The organism is Shinella zoogloeoides, assembly GCF_003574625.1.
GTDB classification, from domain to species: domain Bacteria; phylum Pseudomonadota; class Alphaproteobacteria; order Rhizobiales; family Rhizobiaceae; genus Shinella; species Shinella zoogloeoides_A.
Map to the genome: position 1 here is coordinate 68,553 of NZ_QNUJ01000002.1, position 13,145 is coordinate 81,697.

General features: G+C 64.2%; 12 protein-coding genes. 6 read left to right on the forward strand and 6 right to left on the reverse strand.

All coding sequences use genetic code 11. From position 1 onward, the window contains the following. The first annotated feature begins 183 nt into the window (after window positions 1–183). From DSD28_RS03800 to DSD28_RS03820, 5 genes are all read left to right on the forward strand, one after another. On the forward strand, window positions 184–2,379 hold the full coding sequence (locus tag DSD28_RS03800; RefSeq protein WP_119255440.1) for a TonB-dependent siderophore receptor: 2,196 nt from the start codon (window positions 184–186) through the stop codon (window positions 2,377–2,379). Then, window positions 2,373–3,248 (forward strand): ABC transporter substrate-binding protein, encoded by an 876-nt coding sequence (locus DSD28_RS03805; protein WP_245424738.1) that lies wholly within the window; start codon window positions 2,373–2,375, stop codon window positions 3,246–3,248. Before DSD28_RS03800 ends, DSD28_RS03805 begins: the two co-directional genes overlap by 7 nt. A gap of 14 nt (window positions 3,249–3,262) precedes the next feature. Further along, window positions 3,263–4,015, forward strand: a complete 753-nt coding sequence (gene fhuF / locus DSD28_RS03810) for a siderophore-iron reductase FhuF (protein ID WP_119255037.1) — start codon at window positions 3,263–3,265, stop codon at window positions 4,013–4,015. Next, window positions 4,002–4,130, forward strand: coding sequence for a hypothetical protein (locus DSD28_RS03815; protein WP_432430837.1), 129 nt, complete (start codon window positions 4,002–4,004; stop codon window positions 4,128–4,130). Before fhuF ends, DSD28_RS03815 begins: the two co-directional genes overlap by 14 nt. A 226-nt stretch (window positions 4,131–4,356) precedes the next feature. Continuing rightward, window positions 4,357–5,169: an arginase family protein gene (locus DSD28_RS03820; RefSeq protein WP_119255038.1), complete on the forward strand. Its 813-nt coding sequence runs from the start codon at window positions 4,357–4,359 to the stop codon at window positions 5,167–5,169. 189 nt (window positions 5,170–5,358) lie between these two features. Here the strand turns inward: DSD28_RS03820 and DSD28_RS03825 are convergent, their stop codons facing one another. The 6 genes from DSD28_RS03825 to DSD28_RS03850 form a co-directional block, all read right to left on the reverse strand. Beyond that, a complete protein-coding gene (locus DSD28_RS03825; RefSeq protein ID WP_119255039.1) occupies window positions 5,359–6,366 on the reverse strand; it encodes an Ldh family oxidoreductase in 1,008 nt (335 codons plus the stop codon). Between the two features lie 226 nt (window positions 6,367–6,592). Next, window positions 6,593–7,726: a GGDEF domain-containing protein gene (locus tag DSD28_RS03830; RefSeq protein ID WP_119255040.1), complete on the reverse strand. Its 1,134-nt coding sequence runs from the start codon at window positions 7,724–7,726 to the stop codon at window positions 6,593–6,595. Between the two features lie 123 nt (window positions 7,727–7,849). Beyond that, window positions 7,850–8,776 carry a hypothetical protein gene (locus tag DSD28_RS03835; protein ID WP_119255041.1) on the reverse strand — a complete coding sequence of 309 codons (927 nt, stop codon included), beginning with the start codon at window positions 8,774–8,776 and terminating at the stop codon, window positions 7,850–7,852. 289 nt (window positions 8,777–9,065) lie between these two features. Further along, entirely contained in the window at window positions 9,066–9,758 is a 693-nt protein-coding gene (locus DSD28_RS03840; protein WP_119255042.1) for a fumarylacetoacetate hydrolase family protein, read from the reverse strand. Between the two features lie 11 nt (window positions 9,759–9,769). Continuing rightward, window positions 9,770–10,555, reverse strand: coding sequence for an SDR family oxidoreductase (locus DSD28_RS03845; RefSeq protein ID WP_119255043.1), 786 nt, complete (start codon window positions 10,553–10,555; stop codon window positions 9,770–9,772). Between the two features lie 12 nt (window positions 10,556–10,567). After that, entirely contained in the window at window positions 10,568–11,722 is a 1,155-nt protein-coding gene (locus DSD28_RS03850; RefSeq protein WP_119255044.1) for a glutamine amidotransferase-related protein, read from the reverse strand. Between the two features lie 165 nt (window positions 11,723–11,887). Here DSD28_RS03850 and DSD28_RS03855 point away from each other — a divergent pair, with 165 nt between their 5' ends. After that, window positions 11,888–13,087 carry a pyridoxal phosphate-dependent aminotransferase gene (locus DSD28_RS03855; protein ID WP_119255045.1) on the forward strand — a complete coding sequence of 400 codons (1,200 nt, stop codon included), beginning with the start codon at window positions 11,888–11,890 and terminating at the stop codon, window positions 13,085–13,087. Window positions 13,088–13,145 lie beyond the last annotated feature (58 nt).

Genomic DNA, 13,145 nt, shown 5'->3' on the forward strand with positions numbered 1-13,145 from the left:
TCGGCGAAAATGGAAAGAGGGTGCGAGTAGGCCGGAACGTGGCCCGATCGCGCCCAAATTTGACCTGACAATATTGAGTAAAAAAGTCTACTTAAATCGTGAAAATCGGTGGGAATGCTGGAAAACCGGCACCGGCTTGCACCGCTCCCGCCGCATGCCTTCATGAAACGACAGGTCTGCCCAATGATGAATTCCGTCCCCTTCCCCCGCGAAATCCTTTCCCGGCATCGCGGCAACGCAAGATATGCCGCCCTGGTTTCGGGCGTCGCGCTGCTGACGCTCTCCGGCGCGGGCGCGCTCGCGCAGGACAGCGCCGGCGTGACGCAGCTGCAGGCCGTCACCGTCGAGGGCGGCAACGCCAGGAAGGGCGCGCGCCTGGAGCAGCGCGGCTATGTGGCGCGCGACAGCGCATCGGCCACCAAGACCGCCACGCCGGTCAAGGAAACGCCGCAGTCCATATCCGTCATCACGCGAGGCGCCATGACGGACCGCGCCGTGCAGACGGTTTCCGACAGTCTCGTCTACAGCGCCAACGTCAACGGGCAACGCTACGGCAACGACACGCGCTCGGAATACTTCACCGTGCGCGGCTTTCCGGCCGATCTCTATCTCGACGGGCTGCGCATTCCGCAGATCGCCAACCAGCCGGGCGGCTATGCGGGCTTCCGGGTCGATCCCTATTTCCTCAATCGCGTGGATGTGCTGCGCGGCCCGAGCTCGGCCCTGTTCGGCCAGACGAATGTCGGCGGCGTCATCAACATGGTCAGCAAGGATCCGTCCGAGACGCCCGGCACGGAGGTCTACGGCCGCCTCGGCAGCTTCAACCTGAAAGAGGTCGGCTTCGACACGACCGGGCCGCTCGGCGAAGACACCGGCATGAGCTACCGGGTCGAGGGTATCTATCGCGACAGCGATACGCAGGTCGATTTCGGCAAGAACGACCGCTTCGCCATCAGCCCGACTATCCGGTGGTCGCCGGACGAGGACACGAGCCTGACGGTCTACGGCGCCTATATGAAGGACGATGCGGGCCAGACCGGCGCGATCATCCCCGCCGTCGGCAGCGTGCTTCCCAACAGCCTCGGCCTCACCATCCCGCGGGATTTCTCCGACGGCGATCCCTCGCTCGCCATCTATGACAAGGAAACGGCCTATATCGGCTACCGTTTCGAGCATGCACTGAACGAAGACCTGACCCTGCGGCAGAACTTCCGCTATTCCTATCTCGACACCAACTACCAGAACCTCTTCACCAGCGGCTGGGTCCTCGGTTCGCAGCAGACGATCACCCGGACGGTCTACAATGCCCAGCCGACGCTCAATGCGCTGGCGCTCGATACCAGCCTGGAATACCGCTTCGACACCGGGCCGGTACAGCACACCGTTCTCGGCGGCCTCGACCTGCAATGGCAGAAGCTCGCCAACGATACCGGCTCACGCGCGGGGCCGACACAGGATGTCTTCAACCCAATCTACGGCCCTGCCGTCATGCCCGCGACGCTGACCGACCATCTCGACCAGGTCCAGCGGCAGGTCGGGATCTACGCCCAGGACCAGATGGAGCTGGGCAACTTCCGCCTCACGGTCGGCGGGCGGCAGGACTATGTCAGCATCGATTCCGACAACACCAAGCTGGCGACCGGCGTGACGACATCCTATTCGCAAGACCCCAGCGCCTTCACCGGCCGGGTAGGCGCGGCCTATGTCTTCGACAACGGCTTCGTTCCCTATGCCCTCTATTCCAAGTCCTTCCTTCCGGTGCTGACGCTGGCGCCCCAGCTGCTCAAGCCGACGACCGGCGAGCTGAAGGAAGTCGGCGTCAAGTACATGTCGCCGGACGAGGACTTCTCCGTCATGCTGTCCGGCTTCGAGGCGACGCAGCAGAACGTCGTCCAGCGCGTCGCCACCGTCTACCACCAGACGGACGAGATCCGCGTGCGCGGCGTCGAGCTCGAAGCCACGGCTAATCTGTGGGACGGGCTGAACATCATCGCCGCCGCAAGCGTGCAGGATCCGGAAATCACCCGCAGCCAGACGGCCTCGCAGGTCGGCAAGATGCCCTTCACCGTGCCGAAGCAGCAGCAATCGCTGTTCGTCAGCTACGAGGTTCCGACGCCCGACGGCTGGGACGGCAAGCTCACGGTCGGCGGCGGCGTGCGCCATATCGGCAAGACGGCGGGCGACAGTACCAACAGCTTCTTCGTACCGGGCTACACACTGGTCGATGCCTTCGCCCGCTACGAGCATGACCGCTTCGCTTTCCAGCTCAACGGCTATAATCTTGGCGACAAGACATACGTCGCGGGATGCGCCACGGCCACGCAATGCTACTATGGACAGGGACTGACCGTCGTGGGCACGGTGAGCGTCAAATGGTGATCGGCACGAGCCGCAGGGCCTTCCTCGCCGGCGTGGCGGCGCTGTTCGCCGCACCGCCTCCGAGCGTTGCGGCCATGGCGACAAGGGTCGTCACGCTCGAATGGACGGCGACGGAGATCGCGCTCTCGCTCGGGCTGCGTCCTGTCGGCGTCGCGGAACTCGACGCCTATCGCAACTGGGTCGCGGTGGAGAATGAAGGGCTGGCGGCTGCGGTGGATGTCGGCCGGCGCCAGCAGCCGAGCCTGGAGGCGATCCGCAAGCTTTCACCCGATCTCATCCTCTCCTCCCGCCTCCGGCATCAGGCCCTGCGGGAAAAGCTCGCCGCACTCGCACCGACGGAACTCCTCGACGACCAGCCGGCGGACGGCGACATGCTGGCGGCCGTCTATGCCGGCGTGCGCCAGGCCGGCAAGGCGCTCGGCCGCGAGGATGCCGCGGCAGCGCTTCTTTCAGGGTTCGATGAACGCGTGGCCGCGTTGAAGGACAAGGTGCTCGCCGGCAATGCCGGGCGGAAGCTCGTCGTCGCGCAGCCCCTGCCGGGCACCCCGCGCCTTCGCGTCTTCTCGTCCAATGCCGCCATCGCGCAGCTTCTCGACAGGATCGGCTTTCCGCCGGGCCTTTCCCTGCCGCCGCAGCCCTTCGGCTTCACCGCGATCGACCTGGAGGGCCTCGCCGCGCTCGACGGGGAGACGATGCTGGTCCTGCTTTCCGACAGCGTTCCACAGGAATTGGCGGAATCCGCGCTCTGGCCGATGCTGCCGGTCGTGGCCGCCGGCAAGGTCATCACGGCGGGCGCTGCGAACTGGCCCTTCGGTTCCGTGGCGGCCCTCACCCGGATGATGGACACCATCGCCAGAAAGCTTGCCTGAGAAAGCGGGACGCGATGCAGCAGCCGGATGCCTTGAAGGCCTTTCTCGCGAAGATGTCCGCCTTCGGCGTGCAGACGGCGCTCCTCCCGCTCGCCCATGACAGCCTGCCCTTGTCCGCCCTTCTGGAAAGGGACCGTCTTGCGGAGATGCTCGGCAGATACGGCCGGCGCTACGGGCAGGGGCAGGAACGCCGCGCCGTCGCCACGCAATGGTCGAAGCATTATTTCCTGCAGGTCGTGACGCCCGTTCTCGCCGCGGCAATCCTCATCGACTGGCGGCTGCCGCTTCCCCTGGAGACGACGGCGCTGGATATCGATGCCGAAGGCGCGATCACGGCCCTTCGCGTTTCGTCCTACGGCAAGGCTGTCGCCCCCTCCTCCGGCACCGACCGTTTCTCGTTCCTGACGCACGCACATCTGCCCTTCGTCGTGGATGCGATCAGCCAGGCCAGCGGGCTTTCCCGCCATGTCCTGTGGAGCAACGCCGGCAATCTCTTCGAAGGCGTTGCACGGCGGCTGGAGGCCGTTGCCCCGGAGGGTTCCGCCGGCATCCGCGACGCCACGGCCCTCATGGAGACCAGCCATCTGGAGGATGGGACGCGCAACCCGCTATACCGCCCCATCCTCTATCTCGATGAAGCACGAACCATCCGCAAGCGCCGCGTCTGCTGCGCCCGTTATCTCATTCCATCGCTCGGCTTCTGCCGAACATGTCCAAGTCCCTTGATGCAGGAAAACGCCGCCGGACATATCGATGCCCGCTCGTAGTGGCCGCTTCTTCAAGAAACCCTACCCGGTCCGCTGCGCCGTCGGCATCAGCGCCCTCGCCATCGAAGGCATGCGCGTCGAGGTGACGGCAATGGCGGTGAAGACCGTCGGTTGAAGGGTTTTAACAGATCCCTCGCTCGAACGGCCAGCGGTGTCAGCCATCGCGCTGAGGGGTCGGTTACTTCTGCGGCATTACATGATGCAAAAGCTCCGAGACCTATGGGTTCTCGGGGCTTTTTTGTTTTGGTTGCAGGAAGGGAGAGAGGCATTTTCCGGTTGACAAGCCGGGGCAAATCGCCGCTTCGATGATTCATTATATTCTTCAAAATATAGCGACGGCAATGCTTCGACCTATCGAAATCATACTCTCCCAAGGCAGGATCGGCGACCGCACCAGCGGGGCGATACCGGGCGCGGCGGCGCTTGCCCATGCTCTCTCCCATAGACACACATTGCCGATGACGACGCTCGGCAACCCGGCGCCGCCGTGCATCGACAATTGGGACCGGGCCCTTGAAGGGGCAGAACAGACGCTGCATGAGCTTGCTCATGCCGTCGAGCAGAGCCTGTCGGCCAAGCGGCTGCCGCTCGTTATTGCGAACACGTGCTCGGCGAGCCTGGCGACGCTGCCGGCCGCGACGCGCCAGCTCGATAACCTTGCGGTGCTCTGGATCGACGCGCATAGCGATTTCAACACCCCTGAAACGACGGCATCCGGCTATCTCGGTGGAATGGCTCTCTCAGGGGCGAGCGGCATCTGGAACACCGGGCATGGTGGCGGTGTGGCGCCCGAACGCACGCTCCTGATCGGAGCGCGCGATATCGATCCTTCGGAGGCCACCCTGCTTCAAACGGCGGGGATACAGGTCATTTCGCCCACCGAGGCCATCGGCGCCGATATCGCCAGACGGATCGGGAGCAGCCCGGTCTGGGTCCACATCGACTGGGATGTCCTTGAGCCTGGCTTTGTTCCTGCAGCCTATCGAATTGAAGGCGGCTTTTTGCCCGACGAGTTGCAGGCCATTCTCGCCACGATCCCGGCATCGCAAATCGCGGGAATCGAGTTGGCGGAACTGGAGCTGCCGGACGATCCCGTTGCGGCGGAGCGAGCCATCCACACAGCCATGGCAACTGTTGCCATGCTGTTCGGCTGATCCTCATCGATCAATCAGCAAACCGCCTGCACCGTCCCCGTTTCGGTGCGGCTGTCGAATGCCATTTCGATCCTGCGTTCGATGTCGGCTTCCATGGTTGGCACGCCTTGCATCAAAGTCGGCACAAGATCGCGCATCCTGCTGCGAACGGGGGGCTGTCATTCGATACGATGCACCAACCGCGATCGTTCACTTCTCGATCAAGTCGCGGATACGTTCAAGAAGGACCGCGGAAACCGCGATGCCTTCCCGGTCGCTCGCCTCTCGCATGCGATAACGCCGATCGCCCGGCAGGTGCGCATTCTGGTCGGAAAAGCCGGAAAACAGGGATTCCGCGCCTTCATCAGCGGCAGCGCCGCCGATGATATCCGGCGAAAAGGCCAGCAGCAGCTCACCATGACACGGCGCGGCATTGGCACCCTGATCGAAATGCTGCGATTGGCGGCTCGTGCGATCACCGATCAGGGGACCGGCCATCAGCTCAATCATGGTCGCGATTGCCGATCCCTTGTGACCGCCGAAGGGAAGCATCGCCCCCGCCAGAACCTCGGCCGGATCGGTCGTGGGCTCACCCTGTACGTTCACACCCCAGCTATCGGGAATCTCCTTGCCGGCGTTGCGGTGCATGGCAATATCGGCACGGGACGCGGCAGAGGTCGCGAAATCGAAAACATAAGGCGGCCTGCCCTTTCGCGGCCAGGCGAAGGCTAGCGGATTGGTGCCCAACAGCCCTTTCGTTCCGCCTGCCGGCGCGACCCAGGCGTGGGTGGGGTTCATCGAGAGGCCGACGAGACCGGCCTCGGCGACCCGCTCGACCAGCGGCCACAAGGCTGTCGAATGGAATCCGTTCGTGACGGCAAGCAAACCAAGCCCGATCTTGCCAGCCTTTTCGATCAAGGCCTCGATCCCTCTTTCGGCAGCCAGGCACGAAAAGCCGAATTGAGCATCGATCCGAACGACCGCCGGAGAAACGCTCTCCGGGGCGGGATCGGCATGCTTGTTGAAACGCGGATGCATCATCGTGTCCAGCGTTCCCGGCAAGCGCTGCAGGCCGTGAGACAAGCTGCCATCGCGCTGGGCGGCCACGAGAATCCCCGCCAGACAATGGGCCTGTGGCGCATTGAGGCCATGGGAGAGTAGAAAGTCCGTCGCCAAAGCAGCCAGGTCGTTTTCCGGTAGCCTGATGTCGGGTGGCATCTGTCGTTTCCTGCATTCGAGACGGTCCATTCGACAACAGGTCGAGCGGGGTTTCGTCGGTGTACTCGCCGAGGCGGACAATCTCCAGCACCGAAATCCTCGCCTCCACGCCGATCACGGCTTTTTCGGTCCCCGGCGTGATCCGGGGGACCGTCCTTCCTGGCCTTCATCGATGACGACGAAGCCATGCAGATAGAGGTCGAAGCCGTCCGGCGCGCGGTCACCTTCAAGCGAGCCGGACGCAGTCCCGTCCTTCCGCCTTCGCTCGATACAGCGCTCGATCGGCGCGGTTCAATAGATCGACCAGATCCTCGCCAGTTGCCGCAATGGCAACTCCGAAACTCGACGTCGCGCCATGCCCGTCCGGGAGCATGTCAAGCGCCCCGTCCTTGAAACTGGACCGAACGGTCTCGGCGAAATCATGCGCGGCGGCGGCTTGCACCGACGGGAGCAGTATCACGAACTCCTCGCCGCCATGGCGCCCGATGATCGCTCCCTCGGGAGCCTTCGCTTTGAGGGTCTTGGCGAAGGACTGGATAACCCGATCGCCACTTCCATGCCCGAACCGGTCGTTGATGACCTTAAAATGATCCAGATCGCCGAGGATCAGCGCGACCTTCGTCTGGGTCGTTTGCCGCGCAAGCGCATCACGCGCGCGAAGTTCAAAACCTCGACGATTGAACAGCCCGGACAACGCATCGGTCTCCGCCTCAGCCCGAATTCCATCCATGACATCGACAGCGATGATCGCGAAAATCGCAACCCCCAACGTGGAGCAAATGAGTGCATCCGAAATCGACACGATCAACCAATATGTGCTCTCAACCTCCAGGCTCGCAATGCCGGGAATCTGGAACGCAAAAGGCCGTGAAAGGAAAATCAGGCAGGAAACAGAAACGAGGCCAAAAAGCAGCTGCTCGACCGGCGTCCGCGCAGGCCGCCTGGCAACATCGACCAGCATCAAAAGGCAAATCGCCGCTGCTCCCCAATTGAGAATGACAGCCCTGGCCTGCAGGTTCGGCTCTACGAACAGGAAGAAGTACAGCACGGCAAGCGTCACCGCCCCGATGAGAGTCAACGCGCCGTACCAGGGCGTTTGCGCATAACGCCGGGAAAGCGCGATGGACAGCAGCATCATCGACAACAGGATCAGCGCATTCGCAACCTGCCGCAAAACTGGTGCCTGCTCGGAAAAGGCGAAATAGAGTGCGCCAAAGCACAAAACCCTCACCGCATATGCAAGAGCAAAAATGGCGATGTAGTCGAGCTGGCGCTGACGCCGCCACAGCACGAGCAATGACATGCAGTATATTGCAGACATTGCCGGATTCAGAAGCGCGATAACGCTTTCGTAGCTCATATCTGGACGACCAGAGCAGCCAATTCCCCACTCCCCGCTTCAAAACAAGGTCATACTGCAGGGATTTGGTAAACCGCCGGTGAGCGTCTTCTCAACCACATTTTTTGCTTCACCGCGTGTCGATCAGCGGGCGGTATAGCTGACGCTCATTGTCGTGCCGGCAAGCGCACGCTGCGCAAGCTTCTGCGGCTCCAGATCGCCAAGCTCAAGAGGCAGCGGCGTGTCGAAATGGACATCCATCGTGAAGAAGCCGGTCGGGTTTGGCATATCCTGCACGAAACGAAGCAGCGCTTTCCTGGAGCCGGCATCGATCTGGCTGTCCGGCAGCGCCTCCACGGCTTTTCCCGCGATATCGCGCAGACGCGCGATATCGACTTCCGGATCGCTCTCGCCGGTTTCAGACGGTTGTGCTGCATAATTGGCGAGGGTTGGCAGGGCCACGCTTTCCCACAGGCCCTGATTATCCAGGCGCAAGCGCAGATGCGTGAGCGTTGCCGTGGGATTGGCTGCGAGCGTGGCAACCGACGAGCCGACCGGCACATTGATTTCAGCCGAGAAGGAAGCCTTGCCGAGTTTGGTGCTGCTGATCTCCGCATTCTGTATGTGCAGGTAGCCAGTCTGTGCATTGAAGCGATAGGACGCAGCGAAATCCAGCGGCCATTGCTGGACGGCACTGATGTAGTTCGACATCTTGCTGCTGGTTTGCAGCGCCAGGCGAGCGCCGTCGACCACGATGCGTCCCCATTGCGGCGGACTGCCGCTCAGGTCGGGCGCGTCGGATAAATAGTCCTGCAATCGGTCGAGTTCGATGACGAGCCGGTCCGTCTTCCAACCCATCATGCTCATGGCCTGATAGACGCTGTTCGAAACGATGCAGCCGTCCGGTATTTCCCTTACGGCGAAGCCTTCACCGGGCTTGAGAATATCGATTCCCTTCAGGAACTCCTCGCACCGATTGGGCGGCATATCGTCCGAAACCGGTTCCGGTGCCTGGGCAAATGCCGAAGTGGCGGCGATACAAATAAGAGCGGAAGAAAGAACGGAACGCATTTTATCAGGTCTCAAAAAATCATCTCCATAAGGGCGCGGGACCGATTTTACCCGAAGGATGTGCCGCGACGAAAGACGAGCTCCTGATTTTTGCTGGATTGCTCCCCTGATCGGAAATTACGTGGCCCGCGCCTTGGATGAGGGGCACCGTTACAGGGAGACACCTGCAAGGGACGGGTATCGAGGAGAGTTGGACGATCATGAACGCCAAGCCAGCGCTGGCGAAGCGCGGGACGGGCGAAACGATGCGGACCTATCAATGAACGCCTTCACGCGCTGTTTGGCCGTGTCACGCTACAACCCGATTGCGCAGCCCGCCGAGCCCCGCGATCGTGATTTCCACGACGTCTCCCGGAACGAGGCGCCCCACTCCGGATGGCGTTCCCGTATAGACGAGATCGCCGGCCTTCAGTTCGACCAGGCGGGAAAGCGCGGCGATGATCTCCGGCAGGGCCCAGATCATCTGTAAAATATCGCCGGACTGGCGCAGCGTTCCATTGACGTGCAGACGGATGTCTCCGCTCGCCGGATGACCGATGCGCGCAACAGGGTGGATAGGGCCGCAAACGGCGGAGCCGTCGAACCCCTTGGCCATCGTCCAGGGGCGACCGAGCTTCTTGGCCTCGGCCTGGATGTCGCGCCGGGTGAGGTCGTTGCCGATCGCATAACCCCACACGCGGTCCAGCGCCGCGGCCGCATCGATATTGCGGCCGCCGCTGCCGAGCGCTGCCACCAGCTCCGCTTCGTGCTCCAACTGCCCGGTGCAACTCGGATAGGGAATGTCCGCTTCTCCCACGATCAGGGCGTCCGCCGGCTTGTCGAAGAAGAAGGGCGGCTCGCGGTCCGGGTCGTGGCCCATTTCGCGCGCATGGTCGGCATAGTTGCGCCCGACGCAGAAGATGCGCCGCACGGGAAAGCGCGCCGTGGAGCCGGCAACGGGCAGGCTAACCACCGGCGGTGGGTCGATGACATAGTCGCTCATGGTTTTCTGCCTCAGATGTTGCGCAGCATGCCGCCGTCGACGCGCAGGCTCGTGCCGGTGATGTAGCCCGCACGCCCCGAGCAGAGGAAGCACGCCGCATCGGCGAACTCGCGCGGCGCGCCGTAGCGTCCCATCGGGATCGTCGCGCGGGAAGCCGCGGCGACCTCGTCCGCCGTCTTGCCGGTCCGCTTGGCGGCGGCGGCATCCAGCTGGTCGACGCGGTCGGTGTGGATACGGCCGGGAATGAGGCCGTTGACCGTCACGCCATCGGCCGCCACTTCGGCGGCGAGCGTCTTCGCCCAGCCGACGAGGGAAAGGCGCAGCGTGTTGGACAGGCCGAGATTGGGGATCGGCTGCACGACACCGGAAGACAGGAGCACGAGAATGCGGCCGAAGCGCTGCTCGCGCATATGCGGCAAGAGGGCCGTGGCGATGCGGATCGGCGCCTCGACCATGGCGCGGAACTGCGGGACGAGGCTGTCCGCATCCAGCGCGGCCATCGCGCCCGGCGCGGGGCCGCCACCGTTGAGCACGAGGATGTCGGGCTTGTCGCCGGCCTGCAGCTCGGCAATCGCCTGCTCCACGGCCGCCGGATCGGCAAGGTCCGTAACGAGCGTGGAGATGCGGCCCGACGCGGACGCCGCAATGGCCGAGCGCACCGGTTCCAGCCGTTCGGCGGAACGGCCGCCGAGAATGACATTGGCGCCTTCGGCCGCAAGGCTTTCCGCGATGGCCCGGCCAAGGCCGCCTGAAGCACCGAGCACGAGGGCGGTGCGGCGGCTGAGTTCAAGATCCATGGTTCTCTCCTGTCAGGCCCGACGGGCGCGGGCGGTTCTTGCGGCTTCGGCCACGAAGGCGCGAAGAAGCGGGTGCGGATGTCCCGGGCGGGACGAAAGCTCGGGATGCCCCTGCATGCCCATGTAGAAGCCGTCCGTCGCCTCGATCGCGTCGGCGATATCCTGGCCCGGCTCGCCCCCGAGCGCGCTTACCAGCACGCCCCGGCTTGCCAGCCCCTCATGCAGGGCGGGGGCCAGCCTGTAGCGGTGATTGCAGGCGATTTCGCTCTCGGCCCCGAGAAGCTGCCGAAGGCGGCTGCCCGGCACGGACCGGGTAATGCGCCGGCCGAGCCTGTATTCGCCCGTCTCGATGCGGATGAAACTGTGACGGGCGGCGGCGGGAGCCGCCTCCGCCATGTCCGTATCCTCCCAGCCGGAAAGCTCGCGGGCGACCGCTGTCGACATGCTCTGCATGCCGAGGCAGAGGCCCGCGATCGGGGTTGCGCCTGCCCGCGCGGCGCGGGCAAGCGCGATCTGCCCCGCCACCGCCGACATCTGCGATCCGCCGGGCAGCAGCACGCCGGCGACACCGGCGAGCGGATCGGCCGGCAGGTCGCGCGGATCGAGGAAACGCAGCTCGGCTCCCGGCGCCTCGGCGTCGATGGCATCCGCCAGCGCGGCAAGCGGCGCCGGGCAGGTTTCGAGAAACTGTTCCACCGGCCCCGCAAGCGCGAGGACGAGGCCGGACGGCGCGACGGCGGCCGGCTCGGCGGGAAGCACCCGGCCGAACCGGTCCCGCCAGCCGATCACGCGGCCGTCGGCGTCGATGAAGCGGTTCTCCTCCAGACGGACGGTCCTGTCTTCCGCGCCCGCTGCGGCAAGCCGCGACACGGCATCGCCGTCGGCAAGAAAAGCCGCATGCACGGGCACGACGGCCACCGCTTCGCCCGAAAGCTCGGCGAGAGGGCGGGCGCTTCGCCCGGTGAGGCGATCCGCCCAGATCAGGCCGCTCGGGATGAGCGCGCCTTCATCGGCGACATGCTGTTCGGCATCGGGATGGCGATCAAAGTCGAATCGTGCCGCCGGCCAGAACAACCGCCCGCCTTCGGCAGCCGCGACGAGCGCCGCCGCCGCACCGTAGAGCGCGGGATGATCCGTTTCGTGCCGAACGAGGATGATGCGTCTCATGACCTCTCCCGAGAATCCATCACATGCACTTGTTGAATGGAAACGTACAATCTTACTGCGCTATTTTTCCCATACTTATCCTCCTAATCGGAAAAGTTTCAATCCCAATATTGTATTTTTTTTATCATTATAGACAATACAGGGATCGTAACGGAGGTAGCATCCATGAATTCCAGACTCTCGCCCCGCATGGCCGTCGTCGGCGCGTCGCCGACCGCGGAAATATCGAACAAGCTGCGGGCGCTGGCCGCCCGTGGCGCAGACGTCATCAACCTGGGCGAAGGGGAACTGGACTTCGCGACCCCTCCCCATGTCTGCGAGGCCGGCATCCAGGCCATTCGCGACGGAGACACCAAATACACGGCCGTCTCCGGCACCGCCGCGCTCAAGGCGGCCATCGCGCGCAAGTTCGAACGGGAAAACGGCCTTCGCTACGCCCCCTCCGAGATCATTGCCGGCACGGGCGCCAAGCAACTGATCTTCAACGCCTTCCTGGCGACCCTCGGCGAAGGCGACGAGGTGATCGTACCCGCGCCCTATTGGGTGAGCTATCCGGACATGATCCGGCTGGCAGGCGCAAAGCCCGTCATCGTGCCGTGCCACGCGCGGGACGGCTGGAAGCTGACGCCCAAGGCGCTGGCGGCCGCGCTGACCCCGCGCACCCGCTGGGTCATCCTGAACTCGCCGAACAATCCGACGGGCGCGGTTTACGGCCGTTCCGAACTCTCGGCGCTGGAAGAGGTGCTCGCAGGACATGACGCCCTCGTCATGGCGGACGACATCTACGAGCATATCGTCCACGACGGCAGCTTCGTGGCGCCTGCGGCCGCGATGCCGCGGCTGGCCGGCCGCGTGCTGACGATCAACGGCGTCTCGAAGGGCTATTCGATGACGGGATGGCGGCTCGGCTATGCCGGCGGGCCGGAATGGCTGATCCGCGCCATGGACGTCCTGCAATCGCAGAGCACGTCCAATCCCTCGACCATCTCGCAGGCCGCGACCATCGCCGCGCTCGACGGCGACCTCTCCTTCCTGGACGGCTGGAAACGGACGCTGCTGACGCGCCGTGAACAGGTACTCTCCGCCATCGCGGCGATATCCGGCCTCTCCGCGCTGCCCACGCCGGGCGCCTTCTACGTCTTCGCCGACTGCACCGGCCTTTTCGGCAGGCGGACACCGGCAGGCACCGTCCTGGCCTCGGACCTCGATGTCGCCGGCTATCTTCTGGAAGAGGCCCATGTCGGCATGGTGCATGGCTCGGCATTCGGCATGCCCGGGCACCTGCGCATCGCCTATGCCATCGACGACGGCAGGCTCGCCGAAGCGCTGTCGCGCGTGGCCGCAGCCCTCGACGGGCTCGCCTGACCCCCGGCATACGAAAGCCCCCGCCGCGACCGCGGCGGGGGCTTTTCTTCGAGACGCG

Coding starts and splice junctions, on each gene's coding strand:
- fhuF (WP_119255037.1), top strand. CDS start 3,263: ATGCAGCAGCCGGATGCCTTGAAGGCCTTTCTCGCGAAGATGTCCGCC.
- DSD28_RS03850 (WP_119255044.1), bottom strand. CDS start 11,722: ATGAGACGCATCATCCTCGTTCGGCACGAAACGGATCATCCCGCGCTC.
- DSD28_RS03845 (WP_119255043.1), bottom strand. CDS start 10,555: ATGGATCTTGAACTCAGCCGCCGCACCGCCCTCGTGCTCGGTGCTTCA.
- DSD28_RS03840 (WP_119255042.1), bottom strand. CDS start 9,758: ATGAGCGACTATGTCATCGACCCACCGCCGGTGGTTAGCCTGCCCGTT.
- DSD28_RS03855 (WP_119255045.1), top strand. CDS start 11,888: ATGAATTCCAGACTCTCGCCCCGCATGGCCGTCGTCGGCGCGTCGCCG.
- DSD28_RS03835 (WP_119255041.1), bottom strand. CDS start 8,776: ATGCGTTCCGTTCTTTCTTCCGCTCTTATTTGTATCGCCGCCACTTCG.
- DSD28_RS03815 (WP_432430837.1), top strand. CDS start 4,002: ATGCCCGCTCGTAGTGGCCGCTTCTTCAAGAAACCCTACCCGGTCCGC.
- DSD28_RS03830 (WP_119255040.1), bottom strand. CDS start 7,726: ATGAGCTACGAAAGCGTTATCGCGCTTCTGAATCCGGCAATGTCTGCA.
- DSD28_RS03800 (WP_119255440.1), top strand. CDS start 184: ATGATGAATTCCGTCCCCTTCCCCCGCGAAATCCTTTCCCGGCATCGC.
- DSD28_RS03820 (WP_119255038.1), top strand. CDS start 4,357: ATGCTTCGACCTATCGAAATCATACTCTCCCAAGGCAGGATCGGCGAC.
- DSD28_RS03825 (WP_119255039.1), bottom strand. CDS start 6,366: ATGCCACCCGACATCAGGCTACCGGAAAACGACCTGGCTGCTTTGGCG.
- DSD28_RS03805 (WP_245424738.1), top strand. CDS start 2,373: ATGGTGATCGGCACGAGCCGCAGGGCCTTCCTCGCCGGCGTGGCGGCG.